General features: G+C 66.2%; 16 protein-coding genes. 15 read left to right on the plus strand and 1 reads right to left on the minus strand.

From position 1 onward, the window contains the following. Window positions 1-5: 5 nt before the first annotated feature. A complete protein-coding gene (gene glmU, locus FHS79_RS11110; RefSeq protein WP_184199714.1) occupies window positions 6-1406 on the plus strand; it encodes a bifunctional UDP-N-acetylglucosamine diphosphorylase/glucosamine-1-phosphate N-acetyltransferase GlmU in 1401 nt (466 codons plus the stop codon). 5 nt (window positions 1407-1411) lie between these two features. Next, window positions 1412-3256: a glutamine--fructose-6-phosphate transaminase (isomerizing) gene (gene glmS, locus FHS79_RS11115; RefSeq protein ID WP_184199716.1), complete on the plus strand. Its 1845-nt coding sequence runs from the start codon at window positions 1412-1414 to the stop codon at window positions 3254-3256. A 67-nt stretch (window positions 3257-3323) separates the two neighbouring features. Here the strand turns inward: glmS and lov are convergent, their stop codons facing one another. Beyond that, entirely contained in the window at window positions 3324-4385 is a 1062-nt protein-coding gene (gene lov, locus FHS79_RS11120; RefSeq protein WP_184199718.1) for a blue-light-activated histidine kinase, read from the minus strand. A gap of 410 nt (window positions 4386-4795) precedes the next feature. Between lov and FHS79_RS11125 the strand changes: the two genes are divergently transcribed. The 13 genes from FHS79_RS11125 (at window position 4796) to FHS79_RS11185 (ending at window position 21388) form a co-directional block, all read left to right on the plus strand. Continuing rightward, window positions 4796-5203: a hypothetical protein gene (locus FHS79_RS11125; RefSeq protein WP_184199721.1), complete on the plus strand. Its 408-nt coding sequence runs from the start codon at window positions 4796-4798 to the stop codon at window positions 5201-5203. Next, entirely contained in the window at window positions 5200-5970 is a 771-nt protein-coding gene (locus FHS79_RS11130) for a cellulose synthase operon protein YhjQ/BcsQ (RefSeq protein ID WP_184199724.1), read from the plus strand. The genes FHS79_RS11125 and FHS79_RS11130 overlap by 4 nt, the downstream gene beginning before the upstream one ends. Window positions 5971-5999: 29 nt before the next feature. Further along, window positions 6000-10370: a UDP-forming cellulose synthase catalytic subunit gene (bcsA, locus tag FHS79_RS11135; RefSeq protein WP_207792322.1), complete on the plus strand. Its 4371-nt coding sequence runs from the start codon at window positions 6000-6002 to the stop codon at window positions 10368-10370. Beyond that, entirely contained in the window at window positions 10367-13654 is a 3288-nt protein-coding gene (locus FHS79_RS11140) for a cellulose synthase subunit BcsC-related outer membrane protein (protein WP_184199727.1), read from the plus strand. Before bcsA ends, FHS79_RS11140 begins: the two co-directional genes overlap by 4 nt. Before the next feature lie 68 nt (window positions 13655-13722). Beyond that, window positions 13723-14115, plus strand: coding sequence for a cellulose biosynthesis protein BcsD (gene bcsD, locus FHS79_RS11145; protein WP_184199730.1), 393 nt, complete (start codon window positions 13723-13725; stop codon window positions 14113-14115). Further along, window positions 14105-15169 carry a family 8 glycosyl hydrolase gene (locus FHS79_RS11150; RefSeq protein ID WP_184199733.1) on the plus strand — a complete coding sequence of 355 codons (1065 nt, stop codon included), beginning with the start codon at window positions 14105-14107 and terminating at the stop codon, window positions 15167-15169. The genes bcsD and FHS79_RS11150 overlap by 11 nt, the downstream gene beginning before the upstream one ends. 365 nt (window positions 15170-15534) lie before the next feature. Beyond that, complete coding sequence (locus FHS79_RS11155; RefSeq protein ID WP_184199736.1) at window positions 15535-16020, plus strand: carboxypeptidase-like regulatory domain-containing protein; 486 nt, start codon at window positions 15535-15537, stop codon at window positions 16018-16020. Between the two features lie 3 nt (window positions 16021-16023). Further along, the gene (locus tag FHS79_RS11160; protein ID WP_184199739.1) at window positions 16024-17238 is read left to right on the plus strand and encodes a phage tail sheath C-terminal domain-containing protein; all 1215 of its coding nucleotides are present in this window, start codon (window positions 16024-16026) and stop codon (window positions 17236-17238) included. Window positions 17239-17258: 20 nt separating this feature from the next. Then, on the plus strand, window positions 17259-17738 hold the full coding sequence (locus FHS79_RS11165; RefSeq protein ID WP_184199742.1) for a phage tail protein: 480 nt from the start codon (window positions 17259-17261) through the stop codon (window positions 17736-17738). 14 nt (window positions 17739-17752) lie between these two features. Beyond that, window positions 17753-18712: a hypothetical protein gene (locus tag FHS79_RS11170; RefSeq protein ID WP_184199745.1), complete on the plus strand. Its 960-nt coding sequence runs from the start codon at window positions 17753-17755 to the stop codon at window positions 18710-18712. After that, window positions 18700-19551: a hypothetical protein gene (locus FHS79_RS11175; RefSeq protein WP_184199747.1), complete on the plus strand. Its 852-nt coding sequence runs from the start codon at window positions 18700-18702 to the stop codon at window positions 19549-19551. Before FHS79_RS11170 ends, FHS79_RS11175 begins: the two co-directional genes overlap by 13 nt. Next, a complete protein-coding gene (locus FHS79_RS11180; RefSeq protein WP_184199749.1) occupies window positions 19548-21044 on the plus strand; it encodes a phage baseplate assembly protein V in 1497 nt (498 codons plus the stop codon). The genes FHS79_RS11175 and FHS79_RS11180 overlap by 4 nt, the downstream gene beginning before the upstream one ends. Then, a complete protein-coding gene (locus FHS79_RS11185; protein ID WP_184199751.1) occupies window positions 21044-21388 on the plus strand; it encodes a cupin domain-containing protein in 345 nt (114 codons plus the stop codon). The genes FHS79_RS11180 and FHS79_RS11185 overlap by 1 nt, the downstream gene beginning before the upstream one ends. The last annotated feature ends 1 nt before the right edge of the window (window position 21389 follow it).

Consider the following 21389-nt stretch of genomic DNA (forward strand, 5'->3'; position numbering starts at 1 on the left):
TGCGCATGCGTGCCTTTCCAACGCAAGGCCGATATGGCAGGGCGGGCAGTGTGACCGGAGCGACCACCAGAACCCCCTTGGCGGCCATCATCCTGGCCGCGGGCCAGGGCACCCGCATGAAGTCGGCTTTGCACAAGGTTCTGCATCCGATCGCCCATAAACCCATGGTGTTGCATCTTGTGGACAGTCTGGCGCCTTTGTTGCCGCAGGCGGTCGTTGCCGTGGTGGGGGCCGGGCGCGAGCAGGTGGAAGCCGCCCTCGCCGGGCGCGATGTGGTGCTGGCCGTTCAGGCCGAGCAGCTTGGCACCGGCCATGCCACGGCCCGGGCCGAAGCCGCACTCACCGGCTTTTCGGGCACGGTGCTCATCCTGTTCGGCGATTGCCCGCTGGTACCGAGCGCGACGCTGGCAGCGCTCGCCGATGCATTGGCCGATAATGTCGCCGTGGCGGTGCTCGGCTTCCGGCCCGCTGATCCGGCGCGCTATGGCCGCATCATCGCCGAGGGCAACCAGGTGGCGAAGATGGTCGAATGGAAGGATGCGACCGAAGCGGAGCGCGCCACGACCCTCTGCAACACCGGGCTGATGGCGGTGCGCGCTGCCGATCTCTGGCCGCTGCTGGCGCGGCTCGACAATGCCAATGCCGCCGGCGAATATTATCTGCCCGATATCGTCATGCTGGCCCTCGCCGATGGGCGGCGCGCAACCGTGATCGAAACCGACTCCGACGATGTGCTCGGCGCCAACAGCCGCGGAGAACTCGCCGCCATCGAAGCGGTGTTCCAGGCGCGCTCGCGCACCGCGATGATGGCCGCGGGCGTGTCGCTGACGGCACCCGACACGGTTTTCTTCGCCTATGATACCGCGATCGAAGCCGATGTGACCATCGAGCCCTTTGTCGTCTTCGGTCCCGGCGTGCGCGTTGCCACGGGCAGCCGCATCCGGTCGCACAGCCACCTCGAGGGCGCCACCATCGGCCCCGATTGCGAGGTCGGCCCCTTCGCCAGGTTGCGCCCCGGCACCGTGCTCGCGGCCGGCGCCAAGGTCGGCAATTTCGTCGAGATGAAGAAGTCGGTGCTCGGCGCGCACGCCAAGGCCAATCACCTGAGCTACATCGGCGATGCGCAGGTGGGCGCCGGCGCCAACATCGGCGCGGGCACCATCACCTGCAACTATGATGGCTTCGGCAAATACCAGACCGTCATCGGCGCTGGCGCCTTCATAGGCTCGAACAGCGCGCTGGTGGCACCCGTCAACATCGGCGCCGGTGCCATCGTCGGCGCAGGCAGCACCATCACCACCGATGTGTCGCCCGATGCGCTGGCGATGGTGCGCCCGGCACAGCAGGAAAAGCCCGGCTGGGCCGCGCGCTTCCGCGCCGCAAAAACCATGCGAAAGGCAGACTGAACCCCATGTGCGGCATCATCGGAATCGTCAGCACATCCGCCAGCGCAGCGGTTGCCCCTCGCCTGCTCGATGGGCTGCGGCGGCTCGAATATCGCGGCTACGACAGCGCCGGCATCGCCACCCTCCACGAGGGCGCGCTGCTGCGCCGCCGTGCCGAAGGCCGGCTCGACAATCTGGCGCGTGCGCTGGCGGCAGACCCGCTCGCGGGCCACACCGGCATCGCCCACACGCGCTGGGCCACACACGGCGGCCCCACCACCGACAATGCCCACCCGCATGCCACCGAAGCGGTGGCGCTGGTGCACAATGGCATCATCGAGAATTACAAGACGCTGCGCGCCGAAGTCCTCGCCGCCGGCCGCACGCTCACATCGCAGACCGACACCGAAGTGGTGGCCCAACTGCTCACACTTGCGGTCCTGCGCGGCCTCACGGCGGCCGAGGCCTTTGCCGAAACCCTGCCGCGCCTGCACGGGGCCTTCAGCTTCGCGGTACTGTTCAAGTCCGAGCCCGGCACCCTTTACGGTGCCCGCCAGGGCAGCCCGCTCGTGCTCGGCCATGGCACCGATCCGGCGCTGCCCGAGATGTTTCTCGGCTCGGACGCGCTCGGCCTCGCCCCCTTCACCAACCGCATCACCTATCTGGAAGAAGGCGACCGTGTGCGCCTGACCGCGACATCGTGCGAAATCCACGACCGCGGCGGCGCGCTTGTCGACCGGCCGATCACCATTTCCAGCGCCTCGGCAGCGCTCATCGAAAAGGGCAACCACCGGCACTTCATGGAAAAGGAAATCCATGAGCAGCCGATCGTCGTGGCGCAAACGCTTGGCGCCTATCTCGATCCGCTTGCCGAGACGGTCGGCCTGCCCCCGTGCGACTTCGATCTCGCCGCCATCACCCGCATCCAGATCGTCGCCTGCGGAACAGCATTGCTGGCGGGTCATGTCGCCAGCTACTGGCTCGAATCGCTGGCGCGCATCCCCGTCGCCATCGAGAACGCCTCCGAGTTCCGCTACCGCGAGCCCGTCTGCGGCCCCGATGCGCTGCTGCTCGTCATCTCGCAATCGGGCGAGACGGCCGACACGCTAGCAGCCCTCCGCCATGCCCGCGCTGCTGGCCAGAAGGTCGCGGCGGTCGTCAACGTGCCCAGCAGCACCATGGCGCGCGAGGCCGATCTGCTGCTCCCCACCCATGCCGGCCCCGAGATCGGCGTCGCCAGCACCAAGGCCTTCACCTGCCAGTTGGCCGTGCTCGCCGCCTTCGCCGTCGCCCTGGCGCGGCTGCGCGGCACCATCGATGCCGAAGCCGAGGCCGCCCATGTGCGGATGCTTACCGAAGCCCCGGCGGCCATGAACGCCGCACTGGCACTCGAAGCCCCGATCCAGGCGCTCGCACAGCCGCTCAGCCGTGCACAGGACATTCTCTACATCGGCCGCGGCCCCGATTTTCCGATGGCGCTGGAAGGCGCCCTCAAGCTGAAGGAAATCAGCTATATCCATGCCGAGGGCTATGCCGCAGGCGAACTCAAGCACGGCCCGATCGCCCTTGTGGACGAGCATATGCCCGTCATCGTCATCGCCCCCTCGGGCCCGCGCTTCGAAAAGACCATCTCCAACATGGCCGAAGTGATGGCTCGCGGCGGCCAGGTGGTGTTGATCTCGGACGCAGCCGGACTGGCTGCACAGGCTGCGGGCACCATGGCGGCGATCGAAGTGCCGCAGGTACCATCCTTCATCCAGCCGCTTGTCATGGCCGTGCCGGTGCAGTTGCTCGCCTATCACGTGGCTCTCGCCAAGGGCACCGACGTCGACCAGCCACGCAACCTCGCGAAATCGGTCACTGTCGAGTAGCACAATTGCTGAATGGCCGGTTTTGCAGTGTCATAACAGAGATTTCCGAGTTCCTCTGACGTTGATGTCATGGATCGGCTGCTGTTCGAGCGCGGCTGGGCGCCTGCGGGGATACGCACGGGATGGTCAGTTGCGAGTGCAACCCGGCTGGCTTCCAGTCGCGCTCCAGCATGCCGCGAAGCTGCTTCGTCACGACTGCATCGGCGATAAGCAGGCCATATCCCCGCGACAGTCCTGGCTTCGGGGCGGGCCCGCCTCGCTCTGCAAACTCGATCACAAGAGTCTCGCGTTCGGCATGCCAGTGGACACTCAACAGGCCGGAAGGTGTCGATAACGCGCCATGTTCCACGGCGTTGGCGATGATCTCATGGAAAACAAGCGCCAAGGGCTGGACCTGGGAGGCGTCGAGAACGACGGCGGGGCCGGACAGGTCGACGCGGTCGATGCCGGCAGGCAGTTCACACCTGACCACCTGATCGATCGGCACCGCCTGCCATTTGCCCCTCGCTAGCAACCTGTGCGCGTTGGCGAGCGCGGCAATGCGTCCTTGGACGGTATGCATGTATCGTTCGACATTGTCCGCTCGGGTCATCCGGACAATGCCCTGCACCAACGCCAGCACGTTCATGGCGCGGTGATCGATCTCGCCCAGCATGGCGTGCTCGGTACGCTCCAGGTCGCGCACACGCCTGGCCGCAGTCATATCGATGTGCGAGCCGAAAAAGTAGATCAGCTTGCCGTTGTCATCGAAGATCGGGCTTACATGGATCTGGTTCCAGAACGGCGAGCCATCCTTGCGGTAGTTGAGAACCTCATGGGTTACCCCGACCCGCCGATCTATTGCGCTCCGCACGACGTCGACGTCGGCGGGCATTGTGTCGGAGCCTTGCATGAAGCGGCAATTCCGCCCGATGACCTCCTCGGCGGCATAGCCCGACATGTCGAGAAAGGCGCGGTTTGCAAGAACGATCGGGTTGTCGTGCTGGTTGGGATCGGTCACCACCATTGGCATGAACGTGCGGTCGACGGCGATCATCGCAAGCTTGGCATGATCGACCATCCCTTGTGCACTCACTGCTGCCGGCAGGGCTTCGTGCATTTCGGCGCTATGGGACACGGTATCGGCCACAAGTTGTCCTCCAACATTTTGAATTCCAACGTCGAGATCGCGATCGGGTCGCTTCCGCTCACCGCATTTTTTCGCGTGATGGCTCGGCTTGGCTGGGCAGGGGCTCCCGCGCGATCCGTGACAAACTTCGAAGGCGCGGCCGGTCCCAAACCGGGCTGCGGCATGAGCCGATCTGAGCGGCAGTTCCTTGTCGATCCGACACTGAAAGTCCGACGGACATCGCATCTTTATATAAATTGACCATTAAGACCAAATATTAACCGCGATCTTTATCGGATATGCTCACTACAGCTGCTACAGCTTGACCGATACGGTTCAAATGCTTGTCATTACTGCATAGTTTTATTGTGTATTTATTACCGGAATCCATGAAATGAGTTTTATACCTCAGGCTTTTGAATGCAAACACGATGCGTCGTGACGCAAAAGAACTTCTGAGCCGGCTTGGTGCTGGGAGTTTCAAGTATCAAGAATTCGAGAACGCCTGGTCGGATCTCGACAGCTGGCCGATTTTCCAGGCCATCGTGCAAGATGGAAGGGTTGTCGGCAACGAGGCCTTGAAAGCGGGCCATCAGGCAATGTCGCTGGAGGATGGCGGGCATGACGAAGCGGCATCGCTTGTCTTGCAGGCGCCGATGCCTCGGTTCGATGCTCCGGTTCGCCCCCTGCCGCAGCCGACAGCGTCCCCGATCCGCGACTCCCTCTTCAGCGCCTATGCACCAGCGGCCCAAAGCGCAGATCGCGGCATCGGCGGCGCTTCAAATCGCGGCGAGAGTGTGCGCGCAGTCCTTTCGCGATTGTCGCAGGCTCGCGCATGACGCTCATCCTGGTCCAATCCCCGAAAGGCGGGGTTGGCTCCACCTTCATGACGGCCCAGTTGGCCATCCGGCTGGCCAAGCAAGGACTGCAGGTCGCCGCGATCGATTGCACCGGGCAGGATTCGCTGAAGCTGCATTTCGGACTGCGCCCGGCACAGCCGCTCGGCTTGCCGGGCGAAGTCGTGCCGCAAGCCCTTGTGGTTCTCGGCGTTGCACTGATGAGCGGCGACGACCTGCAACGCGAGATAACCCACGGCACCCCGGCATCGCTGGCCTCGCAGTTCCCACCCGAACGGGTGACGATCATCGATGTGGCGTCGAGCGACCGGCGATTGATGGATGCGCTGATGCCGCTGGCGACAGTCCATCTCTGCGTGCTGACCCCTTCGCCCGCCGCGATCGCCACCCTGCCACTCACCGATCCCGGCAAGCCCGTGATCGAATTGCAAAGGACATTGTTCATTCTCAACCAGCTTGACGACCGCCTGAAGCTGTCGCGCGACACTTCGAAGTTTCTCGGCGAACTGCTGGGGGACAAGCTGGTCGGCAGTGTCCGGCGCGACGAGGCAGTGAACCAGTCATTGGCGATGCTCCAGCAGATCGGCCGCTTTGCGCCATCAAGCGTCGTTCTTCACGATCTTGCAGCGTTGACGGCCGTCATCGCGCATCGGTGCGGGTTCGTGTCCGATGCTCCGGACAATGCGCCGGACAATGCACTGGCCGGCGCAAAGGCAGACGCGCTCGCTGGCACTGGCGTTCCGGAGTGAGCAGGGTCGCTGGCGGTCTGCCCGAAGCATTGACCGGAAACAGCGCGCCATCGCGCGTTGCTGCCGTGCTGGCGGCAATCATTGCCGTCCCGTTGTTGCTCCTCGTGATCGCCGTGCCGCTCGATCTCCGGTCACAGTGGCTGTTCGCCGCCGTGACGGTGGTCGGTGCAATCCTGTTCGGGCGCGTCAAGGGCCGTCGCGCCACACTGGCCATTGCGCTGCTTTCGGTGATCGTCTCGACCCGGTACATGGTCTGGCGCACGACCCAGACGCTGGAGTTCCAGACACTGCCCGAATTGCTGCTCGGGGGCGGCCTCTATCTCGCCGAAGTCTATGCCTGGGTCATCCTCGTGCTCGGTGTCGTCCAGACCGGCTGGCCGCTCGAGCGCCCGGTCGTCGAGATTGCCGGCGAACCCGACACCTGGCCGATGATCGACGTCTACATCCCCACGTACAACGAAAGCCTCGCCATCGTCCGCACCACCGTGTTCGCCGCGCAGGATATGGACTATCCCGAGGATCGCTACCGCATCTTCATCCTCGACGATGGCCGCCGCCCCGAATTTCGTGCCTTCGCTCGCGAGGCAGGCTGCGGCTATCTCACCCGCCCGGACAATCTGCACGCCAAGGCCGGCAACCTCAACGCCGCGCTCAAGCGCACCGATGGCGAACTCATCGCCATTTTCGACTGCGACCATGTGCCGACGCGCGCCTTTCTGCAGTTGACGGTCGGCTGGTTCCAGAAGGACCAGAAGCTTGCGCTGCTGCAAACCCCGCACCATTTTTATTCCGCCGATCCTGTCCAGCGCAACCTCAGCCGGGTCAGCGACATGCCCGGCGAGGGCGAGCTGTTCTACAACGTCGTCCAGGGTGGCAATGATCTCTGGAACGCCGCCTTTTTCTGCGGGAGCTGCGCGATCATTCGCCGGACCGCGCTCGAAGAAACCCAGGGCTTTGCCGGCGAGACCGTCACCGAAGACGCGCACACTGCCCTCAAACTCCAGCGAAAGGGGTGGAATACCGCCTACATCAATATCCGCCTGTCAGCCGGCCTCGCGACCGAGCGGCTCATCCTGCACATCGGCCAGCGCATTCGCTGGGCGCGCGGCATGACGCAGATCCTGCGGATCGACAATCCGCTGTTCGGCCCCGGACTGACCATCCAGCAGCGCCTTTGCTACCTGAACGCGATGCTGCACTTCCAGTTTCCGCTGCCGCGGATCGTATTCATAACGTCGCCGCTGGCCTATCTGCTTGCGGGCCAGAACATCATCAAGGCGTCCGCCGCACTGATCTTCGCCTATGCCCTCCCGCACCTGTTCGTTTCGATGGCGTCGGGCAAGCGGCTTCACGGCGGCGACCGTCGTCCGTTCTGGGGGGAAATCTACGAGACGTTGCTGGCCTTCCATCTGGTGAAGCCGACGCTCTACACGCTGATCAACCCTCGCAAGGGCAAGTTCAACGTCACCGACAAGGGAAGTCTGCTCGATCGAAACTATTTCGATTTCGCGACCGTCAGGCCGCACCTCATCACGCTGGGCCTGCTGGTCGCAGGCATTCTTGGCGCGCTTGCCCAGATATTCCTGCCTGGCGGTGACGTGGGGCAGCAAGGCACGTTGCTTCTCAACACGGCATGGGCCGGCTTCAGCATCGTCATCCTGACGGCCGCAATCGCGGTAGCGCGTGAGCGCCGGCAGATCCGGTCCGATATCCGCATCGAAGTCAGCATGCCGGTCACCGTGCATTTCACCGACGGTTTTGTCGTCGACGGGCACAGCGTCGATATCTCGATGGGCGGCCTGTCGATCCAGCTGCCGCCGGGCACTTCACCGCACCAGCAAGGCATTACCGACGTGTCGATGTCGATGGGCGACGAGACGCTCACCCTGCCCGCGACGATGCTCCGCATGGATGACCTGCTCGGCCGCGTCATCTTCCTGCCGATGGAGCCGTACCAGACGCGCCAGCTGGTCAGGGCGGTGATGGGGCGCGCCGATGCGTGGCAGCTCGCCGATCCGCACCCCGTCGTGTCCGGCGCGCAATCGCTCCGAGACATCGCCATCGTCGCCTGGGCGACGCTGCGAGCGATTGCCCGCTGGCGGCCCGGCAGCCGCAACCAGCCGTTGCCAGCAACAGCCAAGGCACCTGCCATGGCATCCATTGCAGCGCTCGCAGCACTCGGCCTGCTGGCATTTGCCGGCGCGGATCCGGCCCGCGCCCAGCCCGTCGCGGCTGCCATCTCGCCGCGTGCTGACCAGCTGCCGGCCACTGGCAGCGCGGCGCCCACCAGCATCCGGCTTTCGCTCAAGGATCTTCGCGTCACGAGCCCGATCAGGCTCGCCGGCACCCGCGGCGAAATCGGCATCGCGTTCGGCATGCGGCGCGATCTCGTCGTTACCGGCGCCAGCCTGACGCTCAACCTTGCGCACTCGCCGGCGCTTTTGGGGGACCTCAGCCAGCTCGTCGTCCTGCTCAATGGCGAGGTCGTGCAGATCGTGCCGCTGCGCGCCGATACCGCTGGTGGGCAGCTGCTGCGGATCCCGGTCAATCCGTCGCTGTTCCTGGCGGGAGACAACCAGCTCAACATCCGCTTCCTCGGCCATTACACCCGTGATTGCGAAGACCAGTTCAGTTCGGTGCTCTGGGCGAATGTGAGCAACACCCGCTCGTTCCTCGATCTGACGGTCCAGCCGCTCACGCTTGCTCCCGATCTCAATGCTCTGCCGGCGCCGTTCTTCGATCGATTTGCGCCCGGCCCGCTGCGCCTGCCGTTCGTTTTCGCGGCATCGCCGACCGATGGGGAGCTCGAAGCCGCAGCCAGTGTCGCATCCTGGATGGGGGCCAACGCAAGCTACCGCACCTTCAACTTCCGCACCTTTTTCAATCAGCTGCCCAAGGGCAATGCGGTCGTGTTCATCACGCGGACACGCCGTGTCACCGGCGTCCCGGCGGAGATTACAGGCCCGGCGATCGAGGTGATGCGCAATCCGGTTGATCCGGCCGGGCAATTGCTCGTTGTGATGGCTGAAGACGATCGCCAGCTGAAGCAGGCGGCAGCAACGCTCGCCAGCGGCCGAGGACTGTTTTCGGGCCGCAAGGTCTCGACGGCCGATGCCCGCATTCCGACGTATGGCGCCTATGGTGCCGTTCGCTGGCTGCGCACCGATCGCCCGGTCAGGCTCGGCGAACTCGTCGACCCGCTGACCCTTCAGGGCCGCGGCCTGCCGCCCGGTCCGCTGACGACGCCGTTCCGTGCCGCACCCGATCTGTTCTTCTGGCCGCGACAGGGCGGCAAGCTCGATCTGCGGTACCGCTATCCGACCGCGTCCTGGCTCGATCCACGCGCGTCGCGTCTCGATGTCTCGATGAACGGCCAGTATCTCAACACTTTGGGCATTTCGAGCGCGCCATGGTGGAACCGCCTGATCGGTGGTCCGGAGACGTTGACCCCGCAGTCGCAGGCCTCGCTGGTGATCCCCAAATACATCCTGTTCGGACAGAACGAGCTGATCTTCGATTACAATCTCGTCCTCGCCAACCAGAAGGCCTGCTCCACCGTCCTCCCCCAGAATGTGCGGACCAGCATCCTGCCGGACAGTTCGATCGACCTCTCGAACACCTACCATGCTGCCTATATGCCCGATCTCGCCACCTTCGCGGGCGCCGGCTATCCGTTCACCATCTATCCGGATCTCGCGCAGACCATGGTGGTGTTGCAGCGCGACGCCCGCCCCGAGGTCGTCGAGACATTCCTTGGCATCATGGGCCGGTTCGGAGATTCGACCGGCGTGCCCGCCACCGCTGTCTCGGTCACGCGGCAGATCAACAGCGATCAGCTGGGCGGCAAGGATATCCTCGTCATCGGGACGCTCGGCATCACGCGTGGCGGTGGCCTGTTCGCCGATGCGCCGATCCAATATGCCGATGGCCGCTTCCGGGTGCGGGAACGGACCCTCGCCGAACTGGGTTTCAATGCGCTTTCATATTATGAGCGCGCTCCCGCAAAGACCGTCAACGACTTCCTGTACAGCACGACGACGTTCAGTGGCCTGACCAGCTTCGAATCGCCCTTCAGCAGTGCCCGCACCGTCGTCGCGGTCCTGGCCAATGATCCCGAGATGCTGCCGCCGCTCATCGCCGGTCTCAGCGATGTCGCCGTCAACGCACAGGTCCAGGGCGATTTGTCGGTTGCGGTGGGAGACGGCATGGTCAGCTATGCTGTCGGCGAAGGCTATTGGGTGGGCACACTTCCCGTCTGGTTGAAGATGGCCTATCTCGCCAGCCAGAGGCCGATGCTGTTGGCACTGGCCGGCATCCTGCTCGCGCTGCTGCTGTCCTGGCCGGTCTATGCCATGCTGCATCGCCAGCAGCGCCGGCGCCTCTCGGTCGGTGACCGGTGAAAGTCCGGATTCTGCTGCTGCTTGCGCTGGCGCCGCTCGCCGTGGAGGCCCGTGCGCAGACCCCGGCGATCGAGGCGCTCCTGAACCAGGCATCCTATTGGCAAGGCAAGGGCCGGCAGGATCTGGCAGCACGGGCATTCCGCCGCGTGCTGGCGATCGATCCGACCAATTCCCGCGCCAAGCGCGGCCTTGCTGGCGACCTCCCGGTTGCTGCTTCGACCCCTGCGCCGGCACGGACTCCTGTGCCGGCACGGACTCCGGCGCCCGCGAATGCGCCCGCCAGCGCTCCCGCTCCGACCACCAGCCCGCGTCCGGCTGCCCCTGCCGCGACGACGGTTGCCAATCGCGCCGGCGAAAGCAGGGCGGCCGGGTTCCGCAAGCTCGAAGCCGGCAACCTTGCAGACGCCGCGCGGGATTTTCGCGCAGCCCTTGCGGCGCGCCCGGACGATGCGGAAGCCCTGGGCGGCCTCGGCCTTGTCCAGCTCCGGCTCCAGCAGTTCGGCGCAGCGCGGGACAATCTGGCGCGCGCCTCGGCCCGCGGTCGCGCCGCACAATGGGCGGATGCGCTGGCATCGGCACGCTTCTTTGCAGATCTCGAAGCCGCGCGCGCGCTTCGCGCCGCAGGCCAGATCGACGAGGCACAGAAGCTTGCCGAGCAACTGACGGCCTCGACGTTCGCCGGCCGCGGTCCCGCACTCGAGCTGCTCGCCGAAATCTACGAGAGCAAGGGCCATTTCGCGGAAGCTGCAGCCCTCTACAAGACCGCTGGCGGCCTTCCGGGCTTGGCGCGCACCGCCGATGGCCGGCTCCAACGGCAGGCAACGCGGGCGCTGGCGTTGCAGGCTGCCGCGACCAACAACGACACCGAGGCCGAGGAGCTTTTCCGGCGCGGCCTGATGGAGGGGCCGAGCGACCCCTGGATCCGCTATGATTATGCGCGATTTCTGGACCAGCGCGGCCGCCGGAACGATGTGCTGGCAATCATTTCGGCCTTGTCCATGCTGCCCGGCACCGAGCCGGTCTATGCCGCCGCACTTCTCAACAGCCAGATCGGGCAGGACGGCGTTGCCGAACAACTGATGGGCCGCATTCCCGAAGCGCAGCAGACCGAGCCGATGCGCAGCTTTGTCGCCGGGCTGAAGATCGATGCTGCCGTGGCACGTGCCCGCTCGCTCGCCGGGCGCGGAAAGCCGACGGAAGGGCTGGCGCTGCTCCGCCAGCAGGCCGCGACGCCCGGCCTGACGATGGCCAAGCAGGGCCAGCTCGCCAGCGCTCTTTTCGATCTGGGGGAAAAGCCCGCAGCCACGGCGCTGGCCCTGCAGGCGCTGCGGACCGGATCGACCAACCCTGCCGATTTCGAGGCGACCATCCGTGTGCTGGCACAAAGCGGGCAGGACGATCTGGCGGTTCAGGCAATCCGGCAGGCGACGACCGCCGCGGGGGCATTCGGCGACAACCAGCTGTTGCTGGCGCGGCTGAACGCCGTTGTCGTCGTGACCCAAGCCGACCGCATGCGCGAGGCAGGCGAATATGCCCCGGCTTTCGACCTGCTCCAGAACGCCTGGCAAAGCGCGTCGGGCAATGTCGAAATTCTCGCGGCACTGGCCCGGCTGTATCAGTCCGGCGGCCTCACGGTGCAGGCGGCGCAAACATATCGCATGGTTCTCGACAAGCTCCCGAACGACAAGAGCGCCCTGATCGGGCTCGTCGACACTGCGGGAAGCTCGGGCGATTATGCGCTGGCTCGCTCGGCGCTTGAACGCGCCGTCCGCATCGATCCTGCAGACTACACCATCTATCTCGCTGCCGCCCGCATGGAGCGGACACGCGGCAACGAAGGCGCCGCGGCGCGCTATCTCAAGCAGGCGCGTGCACTCTACACGCGGCAGGCACAGACGGTCGGCGGTGGCTTCGGCACTGCCAACCCTTTCGCCGCCGCCCCGCGATCGGCAATCGCAGCCGCCCCCCTCAACCCGTTCGCCCTCCCCGGCAGGTCTGCGGGCAGGCGAGCGGACTCCGATGATGAACTGCTTGCCGGGCTGGACGGCGACAGGTCCGGCTTCATCACTGCCGGCGCCCCGCCGCTCGCCGCCCGGGCCGGTCGTCCGCTCGCGAGCAGCGATCCGATCCTGCAATCGATCGAGCAGGATCTCGGCGATATTGCATCGGCCGACGAGACGCGCGCCGATGTGAAGACCGAATATCGCCAGCGCGTCGGAGAAGTCGGTCTCAGCCAGTTGAAGTCGATCAGCGGCCGTGCCGAACTGTCGACCGGCCTTGCCGGCGGCCGGGTATCCGCTTCCGCACTGGCGAGCACCATCGACGCCGGCCGTCCGACCGGATCGGGTCTCGCGCGCTTCGGCCGCAACGCCACCCGGGAGGCCGAGGCCATTGTCGCCGCACTTCCATCTGCTCTGGTCAATGCCGAGACGCAGGTGGCCACGGGCGTGGCGCTTTCGGTCGGCTGGGCCAATGAGCTCGTCAAGGCCGATGTCGGCACCACGCCGCTCGGCTTTGGCCAGACCAGTGTGGTGGGCGGCGTGTCGGTGTCACCGCGGCTGTCGGAATCGGTCACCGCCCGGCTCTGGGCCGAGCGCCGCGCCGTGGAGGACAGCATCATCTCGCATGCCGGCACCCGCGATCCGGTCAGCGGTGATTTCTGGGGTGCGGTCCGGCGCGCCGGCGGCGGTGCATCGCTCTCCTATGATGTGGAGGGGACCGGCGTGTATGCCGACGGCTCCTATTATCGCTACGCAGGCACGGCGGTGAAGTCGAACAGCGGCGTCCAGGCCAATGTCGGCGGCTATTTGCGCGTGCTGAAGGACGAAAGCTCGCTGCTGAGCCTCGGCATCAATGCGAACTACCAGACCTTCGACAATCAGCAGAATTACTTCACCTTCGGCCATGGTGGTTATTTCAGCCCACAGAGCTTCCTCAGCATCAGTTTTCCCGTGCACTACCAATATCGCCAGCCGCAGGGTCTGGACATCGACATCAATGTGGCACCAGGCTACCAGAGCTACAGCCAGTCCGCTTCCGATGTTTATCCGACCGATCCTGCCGCACAGGCGCGGCTCAATGCGCTCAAGGCCCTCAACACCGACGTTCGCTCCACCTTCGACAGCAGCAGCGAGACCGGGTTCGGCCTGTCTGCGAACGCCGCGCTTTACTATGTGCTCAACCCGCGCCTGAAGATCGGTAGCGATATCAATTACAACAGTTTTGGTGCCTATAAGGAGTTCCGGGGATCGGTCGGCATCAAGCAGGCAATCGGAGAACGATGATGGCTTTGGCAATAGTTGGGTCCCGTCACGGGGATGGCACTGCTCCCGTTCGCCCGAGCGAACTGGCGTTGCAAATCGCGATGGTCGACGAAGTGTTCGCAAACGCTTCCGCCGAGCAGGCGACGAGCTTCTTCGAGGCGGTTGGCCGCCGGCTCGCTGCGGCACTGGTGCTGCCGTCCGACGATTGGCTGCTGCCGCTCGAACATGCAATCAACGGCTTCTGGCAGCCGCTCGGCCTCGGCCATGTGTCGCTGGCCATCGACAAGGACGGCATTGCCATCATCCACGATCATCATGCCGCCATCGGCGCGGCTCGCTCGCCGGCCTGGCCGCAGGCCACTGCGGCCGTGGTGTTCGGGGCCTATTGTGCCTGGTTTGCAGCACTTGGCGGTGCCGGCGCGTTTCACACGCGGCTTGTGCAGCAGACAAGCGATCAACTGGTCATCCACCATGGAGTTTGATCGGCGCAGCCTGCTGGCGGCGATTGTGCTGACGACATCCGCCTGCGCCCGCGCCAACGGCGAGACCGACGAGCAGCGCGAGACGTCACGAAAAAGCCTTTCATCGGCCAGCGACTGGCAAGCCTTCAGCGCGGTGTATCTTCGCCCCGACGGGCGGATCGTCGACAATGGCAATGGCGCGATCAGCCACAGCGAAGGGCAAGGCTATGGCATGCTGCTTGCCGAAGCAGCAGCCGACCGCGCCGCGTTCGACAGCATGTGGGGCTGGACGGAGAAGACGCTCGCCCGAAGCGATGTCGCGCTCTACTCGTGGCGATACTCGCCCGGCGAAGCAGTCCCGGTCTCCGATCCCAACAACGCCACCGATGGGGATATCCTCATCGCATGGGCACTGCTGCGCGCCCATGCGCGGTGGCGGCAGCCCGAACATATGGCCCGGGCGCGCGAAATCGCCACGACGATCCGCACAAAGCTCATCCATCGCCAGGCCGGTCGATCGCTGCTTCTACCGGCGCTGACCGGCTTCGTCCGGCCGGACAGGACAACGATCAATCCCTGCTATTATATCTGGCCAGCGATCGATCTTTTCCGTCGCATCGACCCCTCGGATGCCTGGGAAGCGCTCGCCCGCGATGGCGAGCGCCTTGCGCGCGACGCCCGTTTTGGCCCGTCGCGGCTTCCGTGCGACTGGGTCGACGTCACCGCGACCGGCGTCGTGCTTCCCGCAGCCGACAAGCCGCCGCGGTTCGGCTTCGATGCCATCAGGATCCCGCTGTACCAGCTTGCCGGCAACCGCCGTTCGCTCGCCACCGAAGTCGTCAGCTACTGGCGCCAGCTGATCGAACGCAAGACGATGATCCCGGCCTGGATCGATGTCGTCAGCGGCGAGCGCGCGCCATACGCCTTGTCCCCGGGCGGCACCGCCATGGTCGGGCATTTGTTGCACGCCAGCGACATGGTTCCTGCCAGTCTCCCCGTTCTGGGAAGCGATTATTACTCGGATGTACTGACCTTGCTTTCGCGTTTATTGCTGCCTGGCAAGACCGGCCGTTAGCGATCCGGGACGGACTCGCAATCCCCGCGCAAGTGAAATACAATTGTTAAATAGCGTCGATTCGCATCAGTTGGCCTTCATGGCAGCTGGTGTGACTATAGGCGTACCATAGCGAAAGCAGCTGCATAAAGGCGCTTTGGCTTACTCTGATCTCCCTCGATGACGGGGAAAAGGAGAGGTGCATGGGGGGTGCCGACGCTGCTGGTCGATCGACCGAACAACTTGTCGAGTTGTTGGCCGTCCATCTTGACGATGTATCTGTTGCACCCGTTGCCTTGCACGATTCCGCAAGCAGTGTTGATGTTGCGTTACGAATGCTGGGATGCGCCCCGGCGCACCATACGCACCGCGGTACTGGCAGCCGCATGGCGCTCACCCTCAGCTACCTGGTCACGGTCCGGCTCGATGATCCGGTCGCCGAACATCGCGTTGCGGCAGCGATCGCGTTCGCGGTCATGTCGGCGCAGGGCTTCGAGCTCTCCGATCGCAGCGCTGCCGAGACGTGCGTGGCCATCGGACTGCCACCAGCGGCCGGCTGCGTCATCATCGCATCGATAGAGCAGGAGCGCGTGATGCCGCGCGCGCCGCTGGTGCGCGAGCCGGCCAGGATCAAGATCTCGCCGGCCGACTGGCTGGACGGCATCGTGCTCGGCCCCGGCGATGTGCCGGTTGCCGGAGCCTATGTCCGGCTGGCCGATGCGGCGACGGTCACCGGGCCGGACGGGCGGTTTCGCTTCCGCGTCCCGGCGGAGACGACCGTCGAAGTGACCGCCAGGGCGCGCGACGTCGGCGCCAGTGTCCAGGCCAAGCCTGGCATCCCCGCCAGAATCTCTCTGCCGTTGGAGGCCTGACCCATGCGCTACTCCGCTCCAGGTGTTTACATCGAGGAAATCGACAGCGGTCCGCGGCCGATCTCCGCGGTCGGCACCGAAACAGCCGGCTTCATCGGCACCGCACCGCGCGCCGATGCGGCGATCAACGAAGCCATTGCGATCAACAACTGGAGCGAGTTCCTGCGCCGCTATGCGGGCGATGGCCTGGCCAGTACCGACCTAGCCAATGCAGTGCAGGGCTTCTTCCTGAACGGCGGCTCGCGCTGCTACATCGCCAATATTCCCGAGGGTGCGCCAATCGCCGGCAAGGGTCTCGACGCGCTCAACCTGGTCGACGAGATCGCCATGATCGCGGCACCCGGCCGCACCGACTTCTCGTCGCATGAAGCGCTGGTGAGCGCTGCCGCCTCGCTGAAAGACCGGGTCGCCATTCTCGACGGTCCGGCGCAGGTCGACGACATCGCCCGGCTCACCCAGGTTGGCTCGGTGGAAAGCGAGCCGGCAAGCGGTGGCGACGAGGGCGGCGAGGGCACCGGCGGCGGGCGCCGGTCGCGCGCCAAGGCTGGCGGCCTGCGCCCTCCGATGGACGACAAGGGCTATGGCGCCTTCTACTTCCCGTGGCTGCGGGCGCGCGACGCGCTCGACCCGGCGAAGATCGTGTCGGTGCCGCCGTCGGGCCATATGGCGGGGATCTTCGCGCGCACCGACGCCGAACGTGGCGTGCACAAGGCGCCGGCCAACCTGCCGATCCGCGGTGCACTCGGCCTTACCCAGATGCTTTCGCAGGCGGAACAGGGGCTGCTCAACGATGCCGGCGTCAATTGCATCCGCTTCTTCACACGAGAAGGCATCCGCATCTGGGGGGCCCGCACCATCGCACCCGCCGAAAGCAACTGGCGCTATCTCAACGTCCGCCGGCTGTTCGCGATGATCGAGGAATCGATCGCGATCAGCACGCGCTGGGTGGTGTTCGAGCCCAATGATCGGCCGCTGTGGAAGGCGATCGAGCGCGATGTCGGCGCCTTTCTCACCCTGCTCTGGCGGCAGGGTGCGCTCGCCGGGGCCAAGCCCGAGCAGGCGTTCTTCGTCAGATGCAACGAGGAGACCAATCCGCCCGAGGTGATCGATGCTGGGCAGGTGGTGGTTCTGGTCGGCATCGCGCCGGTGAAACCTGCTGAGTTCGTCATCTTCCGCATCGGCCAGTCGCCGACAGGCACCATGGTCGAAGGCAATTGATCCGCTAGAGGAGACCGGACATGGCAAGCGCTCCCCCGCAAGGGAAATCGGGCGGCGCGGCGGCGCAGGCGCCGCTCGCGCAGAGCGAAATGTATCGCAACTACAACTTCGTGCTGCGCCTCGATGCCACCGAGGTGCGGTTTACCGAATGCCTCGGCCTCGGTGTGCGGATCGAACCGATCCGATACCGGGAATCGGGTGCCGGTTCGATCGTGCGCGCCCTTCCCGGCCCGGTCGACTATGCCGAGGCGGTGCTCCGCTACGGACTGACCGCCACGCCCGATCTGTGGACCTGGCTGCAGGAAACCGTCGACGGCACCGTCCGCCGCCGCAACGTGACGATCAGCCAGCTCGACAATGACGGGACGACGGCGCGGATCAACTGGAACCTTTATGGTGCCTGGCCCTGCCAGTGGAGCGGCGTGCCGTTCGATGCGCTCGGGCGTGAAGTGGCGATCGAGGAGCTGCACCTGGCCTTTGACCGGCTCGATCGTTCGTGACGGCAGCGGCGCAAGTGCTCGCGCACCTCGTGCGGCTGCTGGCAGGCTGGCTGGCAAGCGTGGCGGCGCGGCTGGAGCCTGCGCATGCCCCGGTCGTCAGCCACGCCGATCTCGCCGCTGCCTTCCCCGGCGCGCCGGCGCATTGGCTCGATGCCGTTGTGACCGGCCTCGACCGGTCGCACGATGCAAACGCCAGCGCACCCGGAACAGCGCCGCGCATCGAAGCGCACGTTGCCCCCCGCCAGACGGCCAAGGCGCGGCGAAGCGCAGCTCGCGCCGGGCCGCGCCGCGGCAGTGAACCGCGGGTGCGCGGCACTTCGCCAGCACAGGCTGTTGCACGCGCCGTTACGGCAGCGACTTCACCACAGGCATCGGGGCACCGCGTACGCCGCAGCATGGCGATGCTCTTCGGCGCCGAAAACGCCGACGTGCCAGGCTCGAAACCGGCATCGGCAACGCTGCCCCAGCGCACCGCAGCGCGATCACGACCGAACATGCCTTTCGCCGCGCGGCCGCAGTCAACGCATCCTGTGGACAATGGGGCCTCCCCGGTGTCCGGCCGCCGTCCAGTCGATGCGCCCGCCAAAGCTGTTTTGCCTGCCTCGTCGCCACACCTGAATCGCGCTGCGGATGGTCGCTATCCAGCCTCGTTGCCGCGCATCGAGGCCGATACGAACGGGCGCTATCCTGCCTCGCAGAAGGCGATGTATCGCGCCCCAGTCTTTGCCGCTGCTTCCCCGCCGGGCACCGAGCCGCACGCGTTCACCGGTCAAGTCGGCCACATCCGTCCGAACCCTCTGTTTCCCGGGCGGGTGCTCAGGCGCGGCGCGCGCGATTCTCCGTCTGGCGCTCCACCTGCCGATCGATGGCCCGCGCTGCCACCGGTGGAGGATACACTGGCGGAGATCGACCCGCCGGCGCTCGACCTGGCGCGTTACCGCCGCGAACAGGAGCTGGGCGGATGGAGCGGGTGACCTTTCTGATCGAGCGGACCGGCGAGCGCATCTCCTGCCTGCTCAATCCGGAAGCGCTGGAGGCGCGGCGCACCGCCGGAATCGCCCGCCGCCGCAGTGCCGGCGGTGCGCTGCTTGCTGCTCCCGCCGGCGACGACCCGTTGTTGCCGACCGGCGGCGGTGTCACCGAATATGATCTCCGGCTGCTGTTCGACATCGATGTCGCGAATGAAGGGCGTGCGCCTCCGGCTCGAACACCGGCACTGCCGCCCGGCGCTGCCGATGCCGAGCAAGGACCGCAGACGTCGCCGCCAGCATTGCAGCCCCCGCCGCCGGTGCTCGATGTTCGCAGCCTGACCCAGCCGCTCTGGGCACTTGCGGAAACCGGCATGCCCATCGACGGCGCGCTGGCACTGCAGCGCGTGCGGGTGATCTGGGGCCGGTCGTGGAACGTGCCTGGCGTGATCACCGCGGTTGCCGAGCGGCTGGAGCGTTTCACGACCGAGGGTGTGCCGCAGCGCTCGTGGCTCAGCCTCCGCCTGCGCCGGGTGCCCGATGACGGCGCCGCGAGCGCACCACCGCCCTCCCCGATCACGCCGCAGTTCGAGCATCGCGACGGCGCGGGCCCGGCTGCCGCACCGGAAGACGAGACGATTGTCGTGCCTGTCGATGAGGACGGCTTCATCCTCGAACGCCTCGACCAGATCGCCGCCGATCACTATGGCGATCCCGCACTTGCGCGCCTGCTTGGTGCATATAATGGGCTCGAAGATCTCCTGCGGCTCGCCGAAGGCCAGGCGCTGCGGCTCCCGTCACGCCGTACCCTGCTGGCCCTCGCAGGCGCAGAAGCCCGCGCATGAGCGCTCCCGTTCTCCTGGTCGATGGCAATCCGGCCTCGCCGCTCCTCGCCGCCGCGATCATTTCGATCCGCGTCGAACAGGTGCTGGGCGTGCCGGCGCAACTGCTGTTGCTCTTCGCGGACCTGCCGGCCGAAGGCGGTACCGATCTTCGGCTCGGCACCGCGATCACGGTCAAGGCGCGCGACGGGGTCACGCTCATCGAAGCGGAGATCACCGCCATCGCGCACCAGGCAACATCGGGCGGCGGCCCGACCTTGATGGTGCGCGGATACGACCGGCTGCACCGGCTGCGCAAGAAGCAGGCGGTGCGCGCGCTGCCGGCGACATCGCTGGTCGAGCTCGTTCGCGAAGCCGCCGACGCGGTCGGAGCAACTCCGGTCACGCCGCCCGGTTTGCCCGGCCCACGCTTTCGGCTGCAGCATGAGGGGAGCGATTTCGACCATCTGCGCGATGCTGCCGCCGAATGTGGCTGCTATCTGCGCCTCGGTGACGGCCGGCTCGAAGCGTTCACCCTCGCGGGTGACGGCGCGGACGCCGCGACTCTGCGCCTTGGCGCGAACCTTTACGAGGCGCGGATCGAAGCGAGCGCCGAGGCGCTTCGCCGATCGGTCGCCGTGGTCGGCTGGGGGCTCGATGGAGATGCGATCACCGCCCGCGCGACCGTCGCCGCGCAGGATCAGGTCGATATCGAGGATGGCGGCGCCTTGCAGGGCTTCGAAGGCCTTGGCGACCGCCTGTTGCCCAATCGCCGCGCCGACACCCCCGAAGAGGCCATGGCGCTCGCACAGGCCGATCTCGATGTGGCGGCGGCGCGCGCCAGGACATTCACCGGCCTTGCCGAGGGCGATCCGGCACTCCGGCCCGGCCGCCGCGTCAGCGTGGTCGGCGTTGGCCCCCGCGCCGACGGCATGTTCGTCCTCACTCGCGCCGTGCACCAGTTCTCGGCCGAACGCGGCCATGTCGTCGAGCTCGACACCACGCCGCCCGCCCGCCCGGCGCGGGCGATGCAGTCGACCTCTACCGTCGGGATCGTCACAAACTGCGACGATCCCGAGCAGCTCGGACGGGTAAAGGCGCTTTTGCCGGCGTTCTTCGACAATGTGGAGACCGACTGGATGCAGGTGCTGGCCCTGGGTGCCGGTGCCGGCAAGGGTGCGGCGATCTTTCCCGAAATCGATGACCGGGTGCTCGTCCTCTTTACCGATGGCGATCCGGCCCGCGGCGTGGTGCTGGGTGGACTATGGGGCCGCCAGGCGCTGCCATCGCCAGCCGATGCCGCGTCCCCGCGCGCCTATGTGCTGCGCACGCCCGGCGGCCAGCAACTGACGCTCGACTCGCACCGTCCCGCCATCCGGCTGGAGACCGCGGCAGGCGATCTGCTGGACATCTCGCCCGATGGCGCGCGGCTGCATGTCACCCGCGACCTGACCATCGAGGCGCCGGGCCGGCGGTTGCGCATCCGCGCCGACCGCGTGGACTTCGAGCAAGGCTGATGAAGTGGCTGACCGAAGACGCGCTGCTCGTGTGCGACCATCGGGGCAAGGTCGACAACCGCCCCTCGCAGGCTTTCGTGCGGATCGAAGGCCGGCGCGTGCTGGTCGCGACCGACCCGGAAGGCCGGGGCATTTCGGGCTGCCCCAATGCCAACCCTCTCGCCGGCATCCGGCCGTGCCTGACAACGATGAAGGTCGATGAGGGCTATTCGACGCTGGTGCGCATCGCTGGCCGGCCGGTCGCGCTCGACGCGCTGAAAGGCAGGACCGACGGCACACCGCCGGCGACGGTCGACTACATCGTGCAGCGGCCAGGGCAGTCGCTGGTCAAGGCGCGGAGCTGAG

The organism is Polymorphobacter multimanifer, assembly GCF_014205635.1.
GTDB classification, from domain to species: Bacteria; Pseudomonadota; Alphaproteobacteria; order Sphingomonadales; family Sphingomonadaceae; genus Sandarakinorhabdus; species Sandarakinorhabdus multimanifer.